The 19903-nt window shown below is 62.5% G+C and carries 18 protein-coding genes; 6 read left to right on the top strand and 12 right to left on the bottom strand.

The window, feature by feature from the left end; all coding sequences use genetic code 11:
• Positions 1-28: 28 nt before the first annotated feature.
• From VWZ85_RS12560 to VWZ85_RS12605, 10 genes are all read right to left on the bottom strand, one after another.
• Positions 29-805 (bottom strand): enoyl-CoA hydratase-related protein, encoded by a 777-nt coding sequence (locus tag VWZ85_RS12560; RefSeq protein ID WP_340545702.1) that lies wholly within the window; start codon positions 803-805, stop codon positions 29-31.
• A gap of 180 nt (positions 806-985) precedes the next feature.
• A complete protein-coding gene (locus VWZ85_RS12565; protein ID WP_416540117.1) occupies positions 986-1480 on the bottom strand; it encodes a cytochrome c-type biogenesis protein in 495 nt (164 codons plus the stop codon).
• Positions 1477-3441 carry a heme lyase CcmF/NrfE family subunit gene (locus VWZ85_RS12570; protein WP_416588559.1) on the bottom strand — a complete coding sequence of 655 codons (1965 nt, stop codon included), beginning with the start codon at positions 3439-3441 and terminating at the stop codon, positions 1477-1479. Before VWZ85_RS12570 ends, VWZ85_RS12565 begins: the two co-directional genes overlap by 4 nt.
• A 107-nt stretch (positions 3442-3548) precedes the next feature.
• Complete coding sequence (locus VWZ85_RS12575) at positions 3549-4157, bottom strand: holin family protein (RefSeq protein ID WP_416534861.1); 609 nt, start codon at positions 4155-4157, stop codon at positions 3549-3551.
• Positions 4148-4759, bottom strand: coding sequence for a holin-associated N-acetylmuramidase (locus VWZ85_RS12580; protein WP_340545706.1), 612 nt, complete (start codon positions 4757-4759; stop codon positions 4148-4150). Before VWZ85_RS12580 ends, VWZ85_RS12575 begins: the two co-directional genes overlap by 10 nt.
• Positions 4760-4889: 130 nt before the next feature.
• A complete protein-coding gene (gene ccmE / locus VWZ85_RS12585) occupies positions 4890-5333 on the bottom strand; it encodes a cytochrome c maturation protein CcmE (RefSeq protein ID WP_416588561.1) in 444 nt (147 codons plus the stop codon).
• A 51-nt stretch (positions 5334-5384) separates the two neighbouring features.
• Positions 5385-6413 (bottom strand): N-acetyl-gamma-glutamyl-phosphate reductase, encoded by a 1029-nt coding sequence (gene argC, locus VWZ85_RS12590; RefSeq protein WP_416588563.1) that lies wholly within the window; start codon positions 6411-6413, stop codon positions 5385-5387.
• Positions 6414-6540: 127 nt separating this feature from the next.
• A complete protein-coding gene (locus tag VWZ85_RS12595; RefSeq protein WP_416540113.1) occupies positions 6541-7350 on the bottom strand; it encodes a glutamate racemase in 810 nt (269 codons plus the stop codon).
• Positions 7351-7370: 20 nt separating this feature from the next.
• The gene (locus tag VWZ85_RS12600) at positions 7371-8291 is read right to left on the bottom strand and encodes a lysophospholipid acyltransferase family protein (RefSeq protein ID WP_340546321.1); all 921 of its coding nucleotides are present in this window, start codon (positions 8289-8291) and stop codon (positions 7371-7373) included.
• A gap of 281 nt (positions 8292-8572) precedes the next feature.
• Positions 8573-11992 (bottom strand): indolepyruvate ferredoxin oxidoreductase family protein, encoded by a 3420-nt coding sequence (locus VWZ85_RS12605; RefSeq protein WP_416534857.1) that lies wholly within the window; start codon positions 11990-11992, stop codon positions 8573-8575.
• Between the two features lie 169 nt (positions 11993-12161).
• Between VWZ85_RS12605 and VWZ85_RS12610 the strand changes: the two genes are divergently transcribed.
• The 6 genes from VWZ85_RS12610 to grxD all read left to right on the top strand — a co-directional run bounded on the left by VWZ85_RS12610 (position 12162) and on the right by grxD (position 18140).
• Positions 12162-13067, top strand: coding sequence for a LysR family transcriptional regulator (locus VWZ85_RS12610; protein WP_340545711.1), 906 nt, complete (start codon positions 12162-12164; stop codon positions 13065-13067).
• Positions 13068-13600: 533 nt separating this feature from the next.
• Positions 13601-13996, top strand: a complete 396-nt coding sequence (locus VWZ85_RS12615; protein WP_340545712.1) for a hypothetical protein — start codon at positions 13601-13603, stop codon at positions 13994-13996.
• A gap of 257 nt (positions 13997-14253) precedes the next feature.
• Positions 14254-16419, top strand: a complete 2166-nt coding sequence (gene purL / locus VWZ85_RS12620; RefSeq protein ID WP_416588566.1) for a phosphoribosylformylglycinamidine synthase subunit PurL — start codon at positions 14254-14256, stop codon at positions 16417-16419.
• A gap of 96 nt (positions 16420-16515) precedes the next feature.
• Positions 16516-17064, top strand: a complete 549-nt coding sequence (locus tag VWZ85_RS12625) for a hypothetical protein (protein ID WP_416540111.1) — start codon at positions 16516-16518, stop codon at positions 17062-17064.
• Between the two features lie 66 nt (positions 17065-17130).
• Positions 17131-17367 (top strand): BolA/IbaG family iron-sulfur metabolism protein, encoded by a 237-nt coding sequence (locus VWZ85_RS12630; RefSeq protein WP_340545715.1) that lies wholly within the window; start codon positions 17131-17133, stop codon positions 17365-17367.
• A gap of 410 nt (positions 17368-17777) precedes the next feature.
• Positions 17778-18140 (top strand): Grx4 family monothiol glutaredoxin, encoded by a 363-nt coding sequence (gene grxD, locus VWZ85_RS12635; RefSeq protein ID WP_340545717.1) that lies wholly within the window; start codon positions 17778-17780, stop codon positions 18138-18140.
• Positions 18141-18311: 171 nt separating this feature from the next.
• On the opposite strand, the gene VWZ85_RS12640 is transcribed toward grxD, so the two are convergent.
• Both VWZ85_RS12640 and VWZ85_RS12645 read right to left on the bottom strand, forming a co-directional pair.
• Positions 18312-18710, bottom strand: a complete 399-nt coding sequence (locus VWZ85_RS12640) for a cell division protein ZapA (RefSeq protein WP_340545718.1) — start codon at positions 18708-18710, stop codon at positions 18312-18314.
• Complete coding sequence (locus VWZ85_RS12645) at positions 18710-19765, bottom strand: hypothetical protein (RefSeq protein WP_416588568.1); 1056 nt, start codon at positions 19763-19765, stop codon at positions 18710-18712. Before VWZ85_RS12645 ends, VWZ85_RS12640 begins: the two co-directional genes overlap by 1 nt.
• Between the last annotated feature and the right edge of the window lie 138 nt (positions 19766-19903).

Genomic DNA, 19903 nt, shown 5'->3' on the forward strand with positions numbered 1-19903 from the left:
GCATCAGCCGATCACGGATTGCACCGTCTTAGCGGCCTTCGAACTTCGCGGGGCGTTTTTCCATAAAAGCGGTGACCCCTTCCATGAAGTCCCGGGTCTTGCCGCATTGGCCTTGCAGATGGGCCTCCTCGGACAGCTGTTCCGGCAGGCTGTTGCCATAGCCATCGCGGATCGCGCTCTTGATCGCGCCGAACGCACGGGTCGGGCCATTCGCCAGATAGGCCGCACGGGCGCGCCAATGGGCGTCAAATTCGGCGTCGGGAATGGCTTCCCAGATCATGCCCCAGTCGCTCGCCTGTTTGGCGGAGATCTTATCGGCGAACAGCGCGGCCCCCATTGCCTTGGCCATGCCCATCTGGCGCGGCATGAACCAGGTGCCGCCGGCATCCGGCATGAGGCCAATACGGGCAAAGGCCTGCATGAAATAAGCGCTCTCGGTGGCGATCACCACATCGGCGGCCAGCGCCAGATTGGCACCCGCACCCGCAGCCGGGCCGTTTACCGCGGCAATGGTGGGCACCGGGCAGTTATAGATCGCCTCCAGCATCGGGGTGTATTCATCCCGCAGCGTCCGTTCCAGATCCAGCTTGCCCTGGCTTGCGGCGTCGGACAGGTCCTGCCCCGAACAGAATGACACGCCGGAACCGGTCAGGACCACCGCACGGGCCTCTTTGCCCGCGCGCTGCATCGCATGGGTGATCTCCGCCCGCGTCAGACCGGTCAGCGCGTTCATCTTTGCGGGTCGGTTCAGCGTCACAACGGCCAAGCCGTCTTCCAGCGAGAACAGAATTTCCTTGTAATCCATCAAAGGGCCTCGTGGTTAAAGGTTTTTCGCAGACTTGCCTATGCAAGCCCGCAGGAAAAGGCAAACGCCGCGTAACCTCTTACTGCAAAACCACCCGCGGGGGGGGCGCTGGCCGGCGCTGTGCCGCTGCGGTTGTATGGGCGGTCCAATCGCCGCCCCCGCGCGGCACGTCTTGGTGGCTCAGTCTTTCAGGATGCGATCGAGCTGCGCACGTTCCTGCGCGCTAAGGCTGTCGGCGCCGGGGTCCTCCGCCTCCGGCGTGCGGCTGCGGGCGCGGATATAGCCCCCGGCCAGCAGCAGCGCCATCACCAGCATCAGCGGACCGGCAGCATAAAGCAGCCAGTTGGCACCGTTTGCACGCGGGCTGAGCAACACATATTCGCCGTAGCGCTCCACGATGAAGGCCATCGCCTCGGCGTCGCTGTCACCGGCCACCAGCCGCTCGCGCACCAGCAGGCGCAGATCACGAGCCAGATCGGCATTGCTTTCGTCGATATTCTCGTTGCGGCAGACCAGACAGCGCAGGTCCTTGGACAGCTCACGCGCGCGACCTTCCAGAACCGGATCATCAAGAATTTCGTCAGGTTCAACCGCCAGCGCCGGGGTGCCGGTGGCAACCATCGGAGCCAACAGCGTCAACGCCAGCAACAGCCGGGCAAGAAACAGTCGTGTCATTCGGCGGGCACTCCTTCACGCGGGGCGCGGCGCGCCCCTGCCGCAACGCGGAAACGACGGTCACTCAGGCTCAGCAGACCACCCAAGGCCATCAACAGGCAGCCACCCCAGATCCAGTTCGCCAGCGGTTTAATATAGGTCCGTACCGTCCAGCCACCATTGGCCTGCTGGTCGCCGATCACCACGTAGAGATCGCGCAGGAACCGGTAGTCTATCGCCGCCTCGGTGGTCGGCATCCGCGACACCGGATACTCACGCTTCTCCGGGTTCAGCAGCGCCACGAACCGCCCTGCCCGGGTCACTTCGATATCCGCCATGGTGCTGAAATAATTCGGCCCCTGCACCCGGCGCACGGCCTGCAGCTCCAGCGTATAGGCGCCGACGTCGAAGGGCCGGTTCACCTCGGCCACGCGAATGTCTTCGTCCTGCCAGGCGGTCAGCCCGGCGATGGCAAAGATGGTGACACCCAGACCGGCATGGGCCAGCGCCTTGCCCCAATCCGCACGCGGCAGGCGCAGCAGACGCTGCCAGCGCCCGGTCGCGCTGCCCCGCAGCCAGAGGTCAGCAAAGGCGCCAACCACGATCCACACCCCGAGGAACAGCCCGATTGGCCCCAGACCGGACCGGCCGGTCTGCATCGCCCAGGCCAGCACGCCAAACGCCACCGCCAGCGCAAAGACAAAACGCAGCCGCCAGGCCGTGCGCGCCAGAAGGCCGCGTTTCCACGGCAGCATCGCACCCACCGGCAGGATCGCGCCGAGCACCACCATGAAGGGGGTGAAGGCAGCGTTGAAGAACGGCGGACCCACACTCAGCTTGCGATCAAAGGCCATCTCCGCCACCACCGGCCAGAGCGTGCCGAAGAAGACGACAAAACAGCTCACCGCCAGCAGGATGTTATTGGCCACCAGCGCGGTCTCGCGGCTGACGAGGCCAAAGACCCCCTTGGCCTGCATCGCCTGCGCACGCAGCGCAAACAGCAGCAGCGCGCCACCGGTGAAAATCGCCAGAATATAGAGGATGAACACCCCGCGCTCCGGGTCGCTGGCAAAGGCATGGACCGAGGTCAGCAGGCCGGATCGCACGATAAACGTGCCAATCAGAGAAAAGCCAAAGGCAAGGATGGCCAGCAGGATGGTCCAGCTTTTCAGGGCTTCGCGCTTTTCCACCACGATGGCGGAATGCAGCAGCGCTGCCGCCAGCAGCCAGGGCATGAAGGAGGCATTTTCCACCGGATCCCAGAACCAGAAGCCGCCCCAGCCCAGCTCGTAATAGGCCCACCAGGACCCCAGCGCGATACCGATGGTGAGAAAGATCCAGGCCGCCAAGGTCCAGGGCCTGACCCAGCGCCCCCACGCGGCGTCAATCCGCCCCTCGATCAGCGCCGCCAAGGCAAAGGAAAACGCCATGCTCAGGCCGACATAGCCGAGGTAGAGGAACGGCGGATGAAAGGCGAGACCGGGGTCCTGCAACAAGGGGTTCAGCCCCTGCCCGTCAAACGGCGGCACCGCAAGGCGCAGGAACGGGTTTGAGGTAAACAGGATGAAGGCAAAGAACGCCACGCCAATCGCCGCCTGTACTGACAGCACCCGGGCCTTCAGCGTTGGCGGCAGGCCATTGCCAAAGACCGAGGCTACGGCGCCAAACAGGCTGACAATCAGCACCCAGAGCAGCATCGACCCTTCGTGATTGCCCCAGGTGCCGGAGATTTTGTAAAGCATCGGCTTGGCGGAATGGCTGTTCAGCGCCACCAGCCGCAGCGAGAAATCTGACGTGATAAAGGCCCACATCAACGCCCCAAAGGAAAAGGCGGTAAAGAAGAACTGCGCCTGCGCCGCAGGCTCGGCCACCGACATCCAGCCGGGCCAGCGGAAATGGGCGCCAACCAAGGGCACCACCATCTGCACGGTGGCAATCACAAAGGCAAGGATGAGGGCGAAGTGACCGAGTTCTGTAATCATAGCCTATCTATAGGGCGATCCGGCAAGGCCGCCAATCGCAATCGGCGCGTCCTCACGCCGCAGTGTGCGCTGTTCTGAGGGCACAGGCATCGCGTACACCACCCCTGTCACCTGGCTGCTCGGGAGAGGGCCATCCAGTCCTCCAGCGCTGGATTTTCAACGAGATCATAATCACTTGCGTCGACATCACCATGCAGCACCGGTGAGTTTGCCGATGCCGGGGCCTGAGGGTCGGCGCGGCGCAGCGCGTCGATCCGGGCGACATTCGCCGCGACCGCCGGAACCTGCGCGAGGCTTTCGGCGATCTCGCGCTGGAACCCCTGGCTCTTGAGCTGCTGGCGTGCCCCGAAATAGAAGGAGACGATCACGCCCAGCAACCACCACAGCGGCTCCGGGACCAGCGCCAGCCCCTGCATTCGGGCCGCAAACCACACGGGATCCACCATCGCCGAGCCGAGCAGCGCCAGCGTCGACAGCGCCAGCAAGGGCCGCGGCAGCCGGTTCAGCCCGTCCATCCAGCGGTCGAACCAGCCTCTGGGCGCGCTGCCGCCGCCACGGGCAAATTCCGCCGCCAGCTGGGCCAGCGCATCCGCGCGGCGCGCCTGATCCCGCTCCGCACCGGCTTCGGCGTTCTCGCGAAACACCTCCAGCGTTTCGACAACGACATTCCGCTCCCGGCCGAACAGGCCCCGCAGCACATCCGCAATCAGCCCCATGTCGCCACCCGTGCCTGAAATTCTGCCGGGCTGAGGTGATATTGCGGCGAGATGAAGCTCTCGGCCCGCAGAATCCAGCCACCCTTGCCGCCCTTGCGGGTTCGGGCATATTTGCGGCTGGCCGGACGCCGGTCGGCAATGCGAAAGTAATAGTTCCGCCGGGCCACGCCATAGGCGTCCCGCAGCGCAACGCGGCCGATCTTGGCCGCCGCGCGGGCCGCCGTGGCGGTCTGCGGGCCGATCCGCCCATCCACGGCCAGCTCATAGCCCATCTGCACCAGCAGGCGCTGCAAAATCCGCACCGCATTGGCGCCGGCATTTACATACATGTCAAAGACCGAGGGCTGAAGCACCTCCGGCAGCGCCGCGATCCGGGGCCGGTCGAAGTAATGCCGGATGTAGAGATCCACCGCCTGCGCCTCGCTGACAGCCGCAACATCCGCCTTGTCGATGTCCCCATCGCCGGTCAGATCCATGCCGAGGCGCTGGAGCGTGCCGAGGGTCACACCGTGTTTGGTGGCGCCGCCGGGATCATCCGGGTCGTCCACATAGCCGCCTTCGCGGGCAATGATTTCCTGAGCGATGGCTTTGATGTCCTGCATGGGTCAGTCCCTTTGATTGGTTCGGGACACCAGCATGACAATGAAAAATGAGCGCACCCGGACCTCGGCGCGCGCTCGGATCGCAACACCCGATCCGAGCGCGTGATCGGGTGTCAAGAAAACTGGAGGATCAGCTCTCCGGGGCCTGATACACGCCTTGTTCCTTTAGCGCGTCCATGACCTCTTTCGGCATATAGGTCTCATCATGTTTGGCAAGGATTTCAGAAGCTTCAAACACGCCATTGATGTAGCGACCGGTGCCGACCATACCCTGGTTCTCAGAGAACAGATCCGGCAGCACACCGGTATAGGTGACCGGGACCGAGGCGCCGCCATCCGTCACCACAAAGCTCAGGGTCTCGCCCTGACCACGCACGATGCTGCCCTCCTCGACCAGCCCGCCGATGCGAAAGACCTCGCTTGCCTCCGGTGGCGCCGCAATCACCTGGCTGGGCGAGCGGAAGAAATTGATGCCGTCGCGCATGGCGTAGCCAATCAACGCCGTCGCCACCACCAGCGCCACAGTTGTGAGCGCGATGATCTGGATACGGCGTTGTTTCTTCAGTGACTTCATCGGGGCCTCTTGGGTGCGGTCCGGCGCCGGAGGGCGCCAGACAATCGGGTATCAGGGGAACAGCGGCGCCATCATCAGCCCCGTGGTCTCCTCTTCACCTAACATCAGGTTGGCGTTCTGCAAGGCTTGCCCGCTGCTACCTTTTGTCAGGTTATCAAGTGCCGCAACGATGATGGCGCGGCCTTCGATCCGGTCTGCGGCGACCCCGATGTGGCAGAAGTTGGAGCCACGGATATGCCGCGTGGAGGGCGCCTCACCAAAGGGCAGCAGCTCGATGAAGGGCTCATCCGCATAAGCGCTGGTAAAGGTCTGATGGATCGTCTGCGCGTTCCCTTTGACATAGACGGTGGCAAGAATGCCGCGGTTGGCCGGCACCAGATGCGGGGTGAACTGCACCTTGACCGGGCGGCCTGCGATCTTGGAAAACTCCTGGTCAAACTCGCCCAGATGGCGGTGCGTGCCACCGATGGCATAGCCGTGGTACCCTTCGCTCAACTCGGCGTGCAGCAGGTTTTCCTTCAGGCTGCGGCCAGCGCCGGAAACGGCGCACTTCAGGTCCAGAATGATGTCATCGAGATCAATCACCCCGGCCGCGATCAGCGGGCGCAGCGCAAACTGGCCCGTGGCCGCATTACAGCCGGTGCCGGCCACCAGCCGCGCGGATCTGATTTCCTCGCGGTAGAATTCGGTCAGGCCATAGACCGCCTCTTTCTGCTGCGCCAGCGCGGCATGGGGGTTGCCGTACCATTTTTCATATTCCGCAGGATCGCGCAGCCGGAAATCCGCCGACAGATCCACGATCTTCAGATCCTGCGGCAGGGCGGCAATCACGTCCTGGCTGGTCTTATGCGGCAGCGCGCAGAAACACAGGTCGATGCCCGCAAAGTCGATTTCGTCAATCTTGCAGAGCACCGGCAGATCCATATGGCGCAGATGCGGGAACACCTCGGCCATGGTCATGCCTGCCTTACGGTCGGCAGAGAGGGCGGCAATTTCGATCATGGGGTGCTGATCAATCAGCCGCACCAGTTCAGCGCCGGTGTAACCGGAGGCGCCCAGAATAGCTACTTTATGGGTCATCATGGACCTCTTTGAAACGAGGGAAGAACGAGATGCCGCGTCGAGATTGCGGCAGTGATAGCAAAGACGGTGGTGACCAGAGTTGCGGCAGATCAAACAATCGCCGAAATCCGCTCACCGGCGCGGCTCAGGCCGCCTGAAAGATCATCTCTCGTCGCAAGAACTGCGTGGCGCGATCGCTGACGCGGCTCGGCACACCGGTGGTGTAGAACCCGCCCTGCCCCGCGCCCATCATATGGGGATGACGCTCCAGATAGTCGGCAAGGCTCTCGGCCACCAGTTTGCCCTGGCTGAACACCTGAACCCCGTCGCCCAAAGCCGCCTGAAAGATATCTTCCATCAGCGGGTAATGGGTGCAGCCAAGGATCGCCGCCTGCGGCTGTGGCATCTTGCGCTTCAGCGCATCGACATGGCTGCGCACCAGCGCCTCTGCAAGGATCATGTCGCCGTCTTCGATGGCATCCACAACACCGCCGCAGGCCTGCGCCTCGACATCGACGCCGATGGCGCGGAACGCCAGTTCACGCTGGAACGCGCGGCTGGAGACGGTGGCGGGCGTTGCAAACAGCGCGACATGTTTCACCGCAACTTCGCGCGGCGGCGAATTGTCGCCCCACTGCCGCTCAGTCAGCGCTTCGATGAGAGGGACAAACACACCCAGCACGCGCTTGCCCTCGGGCAGCCCGCCTTCCTGCATCCGGCGCAGCGCCGCCGCCGAGGCGGTGTTGCAGGCCAGAATGACCAGATCGCAGCCCTTGGACCACATGTCTTCAACTGCGGCCTTGGTCAGCTGGTAAATGTCTTCGGCATCGCGCACGCCATAGGGCGCATGGGCGCTGTCCGCGTAGTAGAGGAAGTCCACATCCGGCAGCCGCTCCTGCGCGGCATTCAGAACCGTCAGCCCGCCAAGGCCGGAATCAAAGATACCTACAGCCATCTGTCTCTCTCGCTCACCGCTCAGGCGCGGTGTTTCTCCTCAAACTCATACCCATAGTCATAGGATTTGAGTGGTTTCGGAGACAGCTCATACGTGGCTTTGCGCAGGAAATCCATCATTGCTTTTGCGTCACCTGCCAGCGGATCGAGGATCTCGCGCCCGATCGGGCTGCCGATGGCGACCCGGACCGGCGTATCCACCCGTTTGCGAAACTCCTTGATCAACAGGCCCATACGCAGAGTCGGGTGGACATGGCTGGCGATCTGGAACAGCCGGGAGGTATGCCCGTCGAAGTAGATCGGCACCACAACCGCGCGGGATTTGGCGATCATCCGCGCAGTAAAGCCACGCCAGACCGGATCCATCGGCGGCACCATCGGCCGCAGAAAGGGCCGCGCGGCGGTGGACACCGTGCCGCCCGGGAAGATGCCGATCGCGCCGCCCTGCCCCAGATAGTCCAGCGCGGTCTTGCGGGTCTCCAGATTGGTCTTCAGTGCCGCCTTGGTTTCGGCAAAATCAATCGGCAGGATAACGCGGGACAGATCGTCGGCCTTGCGAAACACCTGATGCGCCAGAATGCGGAAATCGCCCCGCGCCTCGGACAGGATATGCCCCAGCATCAGGCCATCCAGAATACCGTAGGGATGATTGGCGATCACCACCACCGGCTGATCCTTCGGGATATTGGCAAGCGTACCTCCCAACAGCTCCAGCTGCAGCCCGTAGCGGTCGCGCATGACAGTCCAGAAGCTCTGCCCGGCGGCGACATCCGCCTCATAGCCTTCGGCACGTTTGATCAGCTGTAGCCGCCCGGTGGCATTCTCCATCACCCGGATCATCGCCCGTCCGGGCCGGGTCTGGGCGGAATGCGCATAAGAGAGATCGCGTGCGCTGCGCATCGCCTCACGTCGTGATCCAGTGTCTCTGGCATAGCTGTTCATGTTGCCGGGCGTGCTGCGGATGGACGACATAGCGAGCCTCGTGGTCTCAGTCTCTGGTTTACGCAGGGGCAGCGAAGCCCCCGTTCCGGCTATAGGGCCTGTGCCCCGGTCTACACAACCAGGGTAACGGCGATGCGACAGCGGGTTGGGAATCTGTGTCTTTCCGGTTCCAGATCCCCCGGACCAACGACAAAGGGCGCCCCCGATCCGACCGGTGACGCCCTTCCGAAGTGGTCTGGCCTAAGTGGCTCGGCCAGAACGACCGCCAGCAACGGCCCGCGTTATTCCGCGGCCGTCTTCAACTCGCTGCCGCCCTGACGCAATGCGGCCAGCAGCTCCTCGCGGCGTTTGGCGGCCTTGGTCTCGTTGGCCTGTTTCACCGGACCAAAGCCGCGGATTTCCAGCGGCAATTCCGCCAGCGCAATCAGCGGTGCCATGATCTCAGGCGATGCCTTGGGCAGCCATTCCTTCATGTCGGCCTCATACTGGCTGATCAGCGCCCGCTCCATCTTGCGCTCGGCGGTATAGCCAAACACATCCAGCGGCGTGCCGCGCAGACCTTTGAACTTTGCCAACAGCCGCAGCCAGCGTTCCAGACCCGGACCAAACTTGCGCTTTTTCGGGCGCCCGTTGGGATCGGTGCCAGTCAGCATCGGCGGCGCGAGGTTGTAGGAGATCTTCAGATCGCCCTCGAACTCGGCCTCGGCTTTCTCACGGCTCGACAGCAACAGCCGCGCCACCTCATATTCGTCCTTGTAGGACAACAGTTTGTGGTAGCCCTTGGCCACCGCTTCCTTCAGCGCCTTGTCAGAAATGCCGTCCAGCATCTTGCCATAGCGCTTGGCCAGACGCGGCCCCTGATAATCGACAAGCTGCGCACTGCGGAAGGCGATCTGATCCTCCAATGTCTTGGGCAGTTCGACCACATTGGGGGCAATCAGCTTCTGCACCTCCTGCGGATATAGCACCGCCCAGCGACCGATATCAAAGGCGCGCAGATTGCGCTCAACCGCAGCCCCATTGAGGGTGATCGCCTCGCGAATGGCCTCCAGGCTGATCGGCAGCAGACCGCGCTGCCAGGCGGCGCCAAAGATCATCATGTTGGAGAAGATCGAGTCGCCCATGCTGGCGCGCGCCAGTTCGGAGGCGTCAAAAAGATCCAGACGATCCCGCAGACGGGCCTCAAGCGCGACCTGAAGCCGATCACTCGGGATCTGGAAATCCGTGTCGCGGGTGAAATCACCGGTGATGATCTCATGGCTGTTCACCACCGCACCGCTCTTGCCGGTTTTCATCAACCCGATGGTTTTTGCCCCGGCAGAAACAACCAGATCGCCGCCGATCAGCGCATCACATTCGCCAGTGGCCACGCGGATGGCGCTGATGTCTTCGGGTCTGTTGGCAATGCGGCAGTGGATATGCACCGCGCCGCCTTTCTGGGCGAGACCGGCCATCTCCATCATGCCAGCGCCCTTGCCATCAATCTGCGCGGCCTGCGCCAGCACGGCACCGATGGTGACAACGCCGGTGCCACCGACGCCGGTGATCACCACGTTGTGGGTGCCATTGATGCTCGGCAGCTCAGGCGTCGGCAGGTCCGGCAGGTCCAGTGCGGCGGTCGGCTCCTTGCGGATCTTTGCCCCTTCGATGGTCAGGAATGACGGGCAGAAGCCTTTGACGCAGCTGAAATCCTTGTTGCAGGACGATTGATCAATGGCGCGTTTGCGGCCCAGTTCGGTTTCCTTCGGCACGATGGAAACGCAGTTCGATTGCACCCCGCAGTCACCGCAGCCCTCGCAGACGTCGGAGTTGATGAACACGCGCATGTCGGGATCGGGGAACAGGCCCTTCTTGCGACGGCGGCGTTTTTCGGCGGCGCAGGTTTGAATGTAGATGATGGCGGAGACGCCTTCGACCTTCTCAAACTCCTTCTGTACCACCATCAGCTCCGCACGCTCATGCATCCGCATACCTGCCGGGAACAGCTTGGCGTCGACATCTTCCTTCTCGTCATAGACCACCGCGATGGTTTTCACGCCCATCGCCGTCAGCTCATGCGCGATCTGCTGGGCGGTCAGCCCGCCCTCGGCCTCTTGTCCGCCGGTCATGGCGACCGCGTCATTATAGAGGATCTTGAAGGTGATATTGGTGCCTTCGGCCAGCGCCGCGCGAATGGCCTGCACGCCAGAGTGGTTGTAGGTGCCGTCGCCAAGGTTCTGGAACACGTGCTTGCGGTTGGAGAACGGCGCCTCGCCAACCCAGTTCACACCTTCGCCGCCCATATGGGTGAAGCCGGTGGTCTCGCGGTCCATCCACTGCACCATGAAATGGCAACCAATCCCGGCATAGGCGCGGGAGCCATCCGGCAGCTTGGTCGAGGAGTTATGCGGACAGCCCGAGCAGAAATAGGGCAGACGGGCAGCGATTTCCTCGGCGTTGTCGGCACGCTTCGCCTCATCCAGCGCCGAGAGACCAGCACGGATCGCCTCGGTCTCGCGGCCCTCTTCGATCAGAATCTGGCCGAGCTTTTCGGCAATCATGATCGGGTCGAGCGCATATTTGGTCGGGAACAGCTCGTCGCGGTGCATCCCGCCTGCGCCGCCCTTGTACCAGCCGTAGACGCGGCGGCCCTTGCGCTCGTCAAACAGGGCTTCCTTGATCTGGATCTCGATCAGCTTGCGCTTTTCCTCGACCACAACGATCAGGTCCAGATCTTCGGCCCAGGCGTTGAACCCCTTCATGTCCAGAGGCCAGGTCTGGCCAACCTTATAGGTTGTAATCCCCAGCCGTTCGGCCATGGTCTCGTCGATGTTGAGCAGCGACATCGCGTGGACCAGATCCAGCCAGTTCTTGCCCGCCGCGACAAAGCCGATCTTGGCGCCCGGCTTGCCCCACATGCGCTTGTCCATCTTGTTGGCGTGGCTGAAAGCCTCCGCCGCAAAGCGCTTGTAGTCGATGATCCGGTTTTCCTGACGGAAACGATCATCATCCAGACGAATGTTCAGGCCATCGGCCGGCATGTCGAACTCCGGCGTGACCAGCTGCATGCGGTCCGGGTTGCCATCGACGACCGATGTCACCTCGATCGTGTCCTTCATGGTTTTCAGACCAACCCACAGCCCCGAAAAGCGGCTGAGCGCAATGCCGTAGATCCCGTAATCAAGGATTTCCTGCACGCCAGCCGGGCTGACGATGGGCAGGTAACAATCCATCAGCGACCATTCCGACTGATGCAGCACGGTGGAGCTTTCGCCGGTGTGGTCATCGCCCATCGCCATCAACACGCCGCCATATTTCGACGAGCCGGCCATATTGGCATGGCGGATGGCATCGCCAGAGCGATCGACCCCCGGCCCCTTGCCGTACCACAGGCCAAAGACGCCGTCATATTTGCCCTCGCCGCGCACCTCGGCCTGCTGGGCACCCCAGAGGGCGGTCACGGCGAGATCCTCGTTCAGACCGAATTGAAAGGTGACATCGCTTGCGGTCAGATGTTTTTCCGCCCGCTTCATCTGCATGTCGACAGCGCCAAGCGGCGAGCCGCGATAGCCTGTCACCAGACCAGCCGTGTTCAGCCCCGCCGCCTTATCCCGGTGTTTCTGCATCAGCATCAGACGCACCAGCGCCTGAGTGCCATTCAGCATCACCGGTGATTTTGTCAGATCGAATTTGTCGTTCAGAGAAATCTTCTGCGTGCTCATCCTGGGCCTCCCCAACCTCGATTAGCTTGCACTTCTTGGCGATATATTAGGTCATAATTACTGACCTGTATACTGTTTTCTGCCGGAATATGTTTCTGACCGCCCTATCAAATTGAAAGTTTCGATACATTTCATATAGGCTACATCAGAGGCATCGAAAGTGACGGGTATGGATTGGGATAAGCTTAGAATATTTCACGCGGTGGCGGACGCAGGCAGCCTCACCCATGCAGGCGACAAGCTGAACCTGTCGCAATCGGCAGTCAGCCGACAGATTCGCGCATTGGAAGAGAGTCTGAGCTCGACGCTGTTTCACCGCCACGCGCGGGGGTTGATTCTCACCGAACAGGGGGAGCTGCTGTTTGACGCGACGAAATCGATGTCAAAACGGCTGGAAGCCGCCTCTGCCCGCATTCGCGACAGCGAGGAAGAGGTGTTTGGCGAATTGCGCGTTACCACCACCTTTGGCTTCGGCACTCTGTGGCTGGCGCCGCGCCTGACCAAGCTTTATGAACATTACCCCGATCTCAAGATCGACCTGATGCTGGAGGAGCGGGTTCTTGACCTGCCCATGCGCGAGGCCGATGTGGCGATCCGCATGAAGGAGCCGAGCCAGGCCGACCTGATCCGCAAGCGGCTGATGACGGTGCAGATGAAGCTTTATGCTTCCCGTGCATATGTCGAACGCAACGGCGCGCCCGAACAGGCGGAGGATATCGCAGATCACCGGCTGATCTGCCAGAACCCGCGCTCGGCGCAGGTTGGCTCCGCTGCGGTCCTGGTACAGAAACTGATGACCTATAACCCCTCTTCGCTGCTCACCGTGAACAATTACTTCGGTGTCTTGCAGGGCGTTATCCACGATCTGGGCATTGGCGTTCTGCCCGATTACGTGACCGAGGACTTCCCGGATCTGGTGCCGGTGCTTCAGGAAGAGGATACCAGCGACGTGCCGGTCTACCTCGCCTACCCGGAAGAATTGCGCCACTCCCGGCGGATTTCCGCATTCCGCGATTTCGTCCAGAATGAGATTATTGCACATCGCAAGCACATGAAAGAACTGGGCAAAATCTAGCCAGATCCGAGCCATGCGCACAGCGCATAGCGGCCTTGCCATTTTCCGGGCCTGTTAACTCTTGATCGAGGCGCGCTGCCCCCCTAAATCACATCTCGAAGGCAGCGACGCTGTCGCCCTTCATACCTCCCTGTTGGACTTCGGCCGAGCTTAGTGCTCGGCCTTTTTTTTGGTTCAAACGTCGACGGAGTGATCCGTAGGACTGGCCGCCGGATCAAGGCATCGCTCGGCGTTATCCTGACGATCAGCACTCACAGGCCGGCTGGCAATGACTGGTCTGCGTGTAGCGTCGCCAGCGCCCCGCCTGCCGTCAACGGGCCTGCCGCCGCGCGCGATATTCAGGCAGCATATTTCCCCGGAACGCCGCAATTTTCACCGCAGCTGCTGGAAATCCGATCAGCCTGTGCAGATCACCGCCGATATGCCGATCACCCCCATCATCGCGCGAAAAAAACTCAGGAACCTTTTGCCGGTCTCCTCCGTTGAGCAGCCAGAACGCAAGACAAATGCAACTGACTTGAAGGAGAGCCACTATGCTCCGCATGACCTCTATCGCCGCCCTGATCGCAATGACCGGCGCCGCCAGCGCCGAGGTGCTGACCGAAAACGCCACCCCGAACGATGCGGGCGAGACCTTTCTTGAGGAAAACATGGAATTCATGGGTGCCCCCGTAGTTGACGTCAACGGCGTCTTCCTGGGCAAAGTTGTTGAGGTCGGCACCGAGCCGGGCCCTGACCGCAAGATCCTGGTGGAGTTCCGCGACAGCTTCTCCGACAAGCTGAGCGGTATGCGCTTCACGCTGGACGGCATGTGGGAAACCGATGGCGTGCTGCGCATGGGTCAGACCACGGGCGAGCTGCGCACCATGCTGGAAACCTTTGCCAGCGAAAACCCTGAGAAGCTGACCGACGGTTCCGTTCTGAACTGATCGCCACCGTCTGAAGGTCACGCCCCGCCGCAGCGCGGGACCGGGGACCATCATAAGGTCAGAGCCGTCGTGGCTCTGGCCTTTTTTCATGGGATCTGGCGCGTCGCCCGCACCGTGATGCGCGCCCCGACGTGCCGAAATCCGCAGCATCGGCAGAGCCAGGCCCGCCGCCGCCTGCAAGTCTGCGCTTTTTCCTTCCCCCTTGGCCCTGCTTGCCCTAAAAGGCGCGCAATCGCAGCCATTGGGGACGTTTACGGATGCAAGAACCCGCCATCACGCCTGAACTGATTGCCAACCACGGGCTGAAGCCCGAGGAATATGATCTGATCCTCGACATCATCGGGCGGGAGCCAACCTTCACGGAGCTGGGGATTTTCTCCGCGATGTGGAACGAGCACTGTTCTTATAAGTCCTCCAAGAAATGGCTGCGCACCCTGCCGACCGAAGGCCCTCAGGTGATCTGCGGCCCCGGCGAGAACGCAGGCATCGTGGACATTGGCGACGGCGATGCCGTTGTTTTCAAAATGGAAAGCCACAACCACCCCTCTTACATCGAGCCCTACCAGGGCGCGGCGACCGGGGTTGGCGGCATTCTGCGTGACGTCTTTACCATGGGTGCACGCCCCATCGCGTCAATGAACGCGCTGTCCTTTGGCGAACCCTCCCACCACAAGACCCGGCGACTGGTCAACGGCGTGGTTGAGGGCATCGGTGGCTATGGCAACTGCTTTGGCGTGCCATGTGTCGGTGGTGAAGTGCGCTTCCACCCCGCCTATAACGGCAACTGCCTTGTGAACGCCTTTGCCGCCGGTCTGGCCAAGACCGACGCCATTTTCTACTCCGCCGCCTCGGGCGTTGGTATGCCGGTGGTCTATCTCGGTGCCAAGACCGGTCGCGACGGCGTTGGCGGTGCCACCATGGCCTCGGCGGAATTTGACGACACTATCGAAGAAAAACGCCCCACCGTGCAGGTCGGCGACCCCTTCACCGAAAAACGCCTGATGGAAGCCACGCTGGAGCTGATGCAGACCGGCGCGGTGATCTCCATTCAGGACATGGGCGCCGCGGGCCTCACCTGCTCTGCCGTGGAAATGGGCGACAAGGGCAAACTGGGCGTCCGTCTGGATCTCGAAAACGTGCCGCAGCGCGAAGAGAACATGACCGCCTACGAGATGATGCTGTCGGAATCCCAAGAGCGGATGCTGATGGTGCTGAAGCCGGAGCTGGAAGCCGAGGCGCGTGCAGTGTTCGAAAAATGGGATCTCGATTTTGCCATCGTCGGCGAAACCATCGCCGAGGACCGCTTCCTGATCATGCACAACGGCGAAGTGAAGGCCGATCTGGTGCTGTCGAAACTGTCCTCTACCGCGCCGGAATACGACCGCCCTTGGGTGGAAACTCCCGCGCCCGAGGCGCTGACCGACGCGGATGTGCCGACCATTGACCCGATCGACGGGCTAAAGGCGCTGATCTCCAGCCCGAACTATGCCGGCAAGCAGTGGGTCTATGAACAATACGACACCACGGTGATGGGCGACACCGCCCGCCGCCCGGGCGCAGGTTCCGGCATCGTGCGGGTCCATGGCACCGACAAACAGCTGGCCTTCACCTCCGACGTGACGCCGCGCTACGTCAAGGCAAACCCCTATGAGGGCGGCAAACAGGCGGTGGCCGAGGCCTACCGCAACCTGACCGCTGTCGGCGCCAAACCCTTGGCAACCACCGACAACCTGAACTTCGGCAACCCCGAAAAGCCCGAGATCATGGGCCAGTTCGTCGGCGCGATCAAAGGCATCGGCGAGGCTGTGGCTGCGCTGGACATGCCGATCGTCTCCGGCAACGTGTCGCTCTATAATGAAACCGACGGTCAGGGCATCCTGCCCACCCCGACGATTGGCGCCGTTGGCCTGATCGCGGCAGGCGAAGAGGCCATCACCGGCGAAGTTCGCGACGGACATATCGCGCTGTTGATCGGCGAAACCATCGGCCATCTGGGCCAGTCGGCGCTGCTGGCGGAGGTTTTCAACCGCGAGGACGGCGACGCACCGGCAGTGGATCTGGAAGCGGAAAAGCGCAATGGCGAATTCATCCGCGCCAACCGCGATCTGATCAAGGCCTGCACCGATCTGGGCGATGGCGGCCTGGCGCTGGCGGCGTTTGAGCTGGCCGAAGCGGCCGGTGTTGGCGTCCAGCTCGACGCAGGCGACACCCCGACGGTTTTTGGCGAGGATCAGGCGCGCTACCTTGTGGCCTGCAACTTCGATCAGGCCGAGGCCCTGATGATGGCCGCAGGTCAGGCCGGTGTCACCATCACCACCGTCGGCAAATTCGGCGGCGACATGGTGAAAATCGGCGGCTCCGAAGCGCCGCTGGCCGAGCTGGCAGACATCTTCCGCAGCAGCTTCGCTGCTGCCGTTGCCTGAGCGCAGGCCGCGTTGGGGCATGGTCCTCGACACGATGATACCGGGTGGGATGGCATCGCCGTCCCACCCATTTTTTGATGTCTCGCAGGTGACCCCATGCCCCTGTCCGGCCAAACTCCTGATATCGACCTCCCCGAACTGACAGCAGATTGCAGCCGCTGCGCCGCGCTCTGCTGTGTGGCCTACCCGTTTGAGGAGGACGAGGATTTCGCGATCCTGAAGGAGACCGACACCCCCTGCCCCAACCTCTCGCAATCCTGTTTCAGCTGCACCATCCACGCCAGTCTGAATACCCGTGGCTTTGGCGGCTGTATTGCCTATTCCTGCGCGGGCGCCGGGCAGCGGGTGAGCGAGGTGCTGTTTCAGGGCGAGACATGGCGCGACGATCCTGACCTTCTGCCGCATATGACCCACGCCCTGCGTGTCCTGCGCCCCATCCATGAGGCGCTGTTGATCCTGCGCGAGGCAGCCGGCCTGCCGCTGCCGGACGCACTGCGGGCCGATCTGAATGTTCTGTTGGCGACGCTGGCGGTCAGCGACGGGCGCACCATCTGGGACTTTGAGGAGCCGCAGGTCCAGGAGGCCCTGGCCGAGGTGCCCGCCTTCATCCCGCGCCTTGCTCCCTATGTGACGCTGCGCGGCTAATCCGCCTTGCAGAGGTCCCCGCCGCACCCTACATTTTTGATAAGCTAGAAATAAGGACACCCCCCAATGCCGATGCAAGCCCAAGAAATCGAAGACCTGCTGCGCGAGACGTTTCCCGATGCGGAAATCCAGGTTGGTGGCCATGACGGTGTGCATATGTCCGCGATGGTCATCGACGAAAGCTTTCGCGGCAAGAACCGTGTCCAGCAGCAGCGCGCCGTCTATGCAGCCCTGAAGGGCAAGATGGACGGCGCCAACGGCGAGCTGCACGCGCTGGCCCTGACCACCAAGGCGCCTGAGTAACCGGATGACGCCGGGCTGGTGGTTTCTGTCGGGCCTATTCTGCCTTGCTGTGAGTGTTTACGCCATTGACACTCAGTTGAGAAAACGAAGCCGCCCACGCCCACTTTCGCAAAGCCAGCCCCGCACCGAACGCCAGACCCAAACACCAGTTCGCGACATCGGTTTGGAAGCTGTGGATTTGGACGAGGTGGACGAGACTAACCGTAAGAACAGTGAACTGGAGCGCAGAAACCAGAGCTGGACGAACTCTCAGGATAGCGGCCGCCGGCCAAAGTGAGGATTTTCGCGACTTTGGAAACTCTTGCGGCAATCCCCGTGTTTGCTTCGCCCGCGGGGCTTACTTTCCTGAAGCTTCTCCCCTATATCCGAACAAACCGCGACCGGTGGCAACGCCAAAAGGAAATGGATAAATGACCGACGTAAAAACCCGTATTGATGAAACCGTCAAAGCCAGCGACGTGGTGCTCTTCATGAAAGGCACCAAGGACATGCCGCAATGTGGCTTCTCTTCCCGCGTGGCTGGCGTGCTGAACTACATCGGCGTCGAATACACCGATGTAAACGTGCTGGCGGATGAGGAAATCCGCGCGGGCATCAAGGAATATTCCGACTGGCCGACCATTCCCCAGCTCTATGTCAAAGGCGAGTTTGTCGGCGGCTGCGATATCATCACCGAGATGACCCTCTCCGGTGAACTGGACGGCATGTTTGCTGAAAACGGTGTCGCCTTTGACAAGGATGCCGCAGACAAGATCCGCGAAGCCAACGGCTAAGCCTGTCCCCGCTGGCCTCTTGTTGTGGCTGTCGACCAGAAGATTCGCACCCTCGGCGTTGGCCGGGGGTGTTTTTTTAGGCACCGTTTGGTTCCAATATCATAGAAAACCGCCGCAATGGGGCTGACCCATGCGGCGGTTTCAAATCTGAGCGTCGCGGTTCGCGGCCTGTCAGCCCGCGGCCCCCTGCTCTTCCAGTTCCTGCGCCAGCGCCTCGCTGCGGGCGGCCAGCTCGGCGAGGGTCTCGGTCACCAGCGGCGGCACCACCGGCACCTCGATCCGCTCAGGCTCCGGTGCCGGGGCGGCGCGCAGCTCGGCCAGCTCTGCGGTGCGCTCTGCCAGTTCGGCCTCAACTTCCTTAATGCGATCCTCGACCGCTGCGGTTTTATCCGCCAGCATCAGCCCCGCCATCAGCAGCATCCGCGCCTCGGGCATACGGCCAATCTGGTCCGACAGCACCTGAGCCTCATCGTCCAGCATCTTGGCCGCCGAATGCAGATAGCTTTCTTCGCCTTCCTGGCAGGAGACTTCGAAACCGCGCCCCCCGATATGAATCGTAACCTCGGGCATCATACATCCTCCCCTTCGGGCATAGGCTGGGCGGTTCGCGGCTGCGTGATCGGCGCCTGGGGCACCTGGGGCGCCGCGGATGCAGGCATCACATCGACGGGCGCCGCCGTCTGCGCAATCGGCGCCGCCTCAGTCGGGGCTGCGGGGGTTTCGCCCTGCGCAGGCTCAGCCGCCAGCAGGGGTTCCAGTTTGGCCAGCACCGCATCGACCTCGGCCTGATCGCTGGCGCGCGCTGCGGTCAGCGCGTCGATATCGGCCTGAAGCGCTGCATTGATCAGCGTCGCATCACCAACACCAGCGGCATTGGCCTCTCGCAGCGCCGCATTGGAGGCCCGCAGCTGATCATTGCTGTGGCGCAGCTCCTGCAGCGTGGCATCCAGACGCAAGAGCGTCTCATTCTGCTGCGCAATCTCTTCGGCACTGGGACCTGCGGGTCGCGCCGCAAGGGTGGCCGTCGCCTGGGCCAGCTCGTCCTGAGCCCGGGCCAGCTGACCGCGCAGCGCCTCCGCTTCGGCCTCAAGCGCGGCTGTATCCACCGCCGCCCCCAGATCATCAGGCTGCTCGGCCAGCTCTTCCTGTAGCCGCGCCAGCGAGGCCTGCGCCTCATCCAGCTGATCCTGCAGGGTTTCGCGGGCGGTGGCCGCCTCGTTGCCCTGCACTTCCAATTCCTGTTTCAGCCGCGCCACTTCGGACTTCAGCGCGTCTTTCTCGGCGGTATTGCCCACCTCGTTGCGCAGCAGCTCGACCTCGGCCTGCAACGCCGCCAGCTCACCGATATCGGCGCCCTGCGCGGGGGCCGCATTGGCTTCGGCCTCCTCCAGCTTGGCGCGCAGAACCTTCAGCCGTTCTTCCAGCTGGGCATTGGCGATCTTTTCCTCTTCCAGCGCGCGGCTGAGGTCGCTCTGCGCAGCAGCCGTCCGTGACTGCGCCTCCGCCTGGGCCTGCGCATGCGCCTCTGCCGAAGCCTGTGCGCCGGCCTGCAATGCTGCGGCACCTGCGCCAATCCGGTCCATTGCCGCCAGGATCCGACCCTGCAATTCTTCGATCTGCTCCATGCCTGCCCCTTTACGACCCCGTGAGTATCTGCCGGTCTTTTCCGCCGGACCCTGCGCCGCGCCATCGCCCCGTTTTTCCGCTCGTCTCCGTAAACGGAGGGCGAATCAAGAGGGATCCGGCGCTGCACATCCAGCTTA

The organism is Phaeobacter sp. JH20_29 (assembly GCF_048056175.1).
Taxonomy (GTDB): Bacteria; Pseudomonadota; Alphaproteobacteria; order Rhodobacterales; family Rhodobacteraceae; genus Phaeobacter; species Phaeobacter bryozoorum.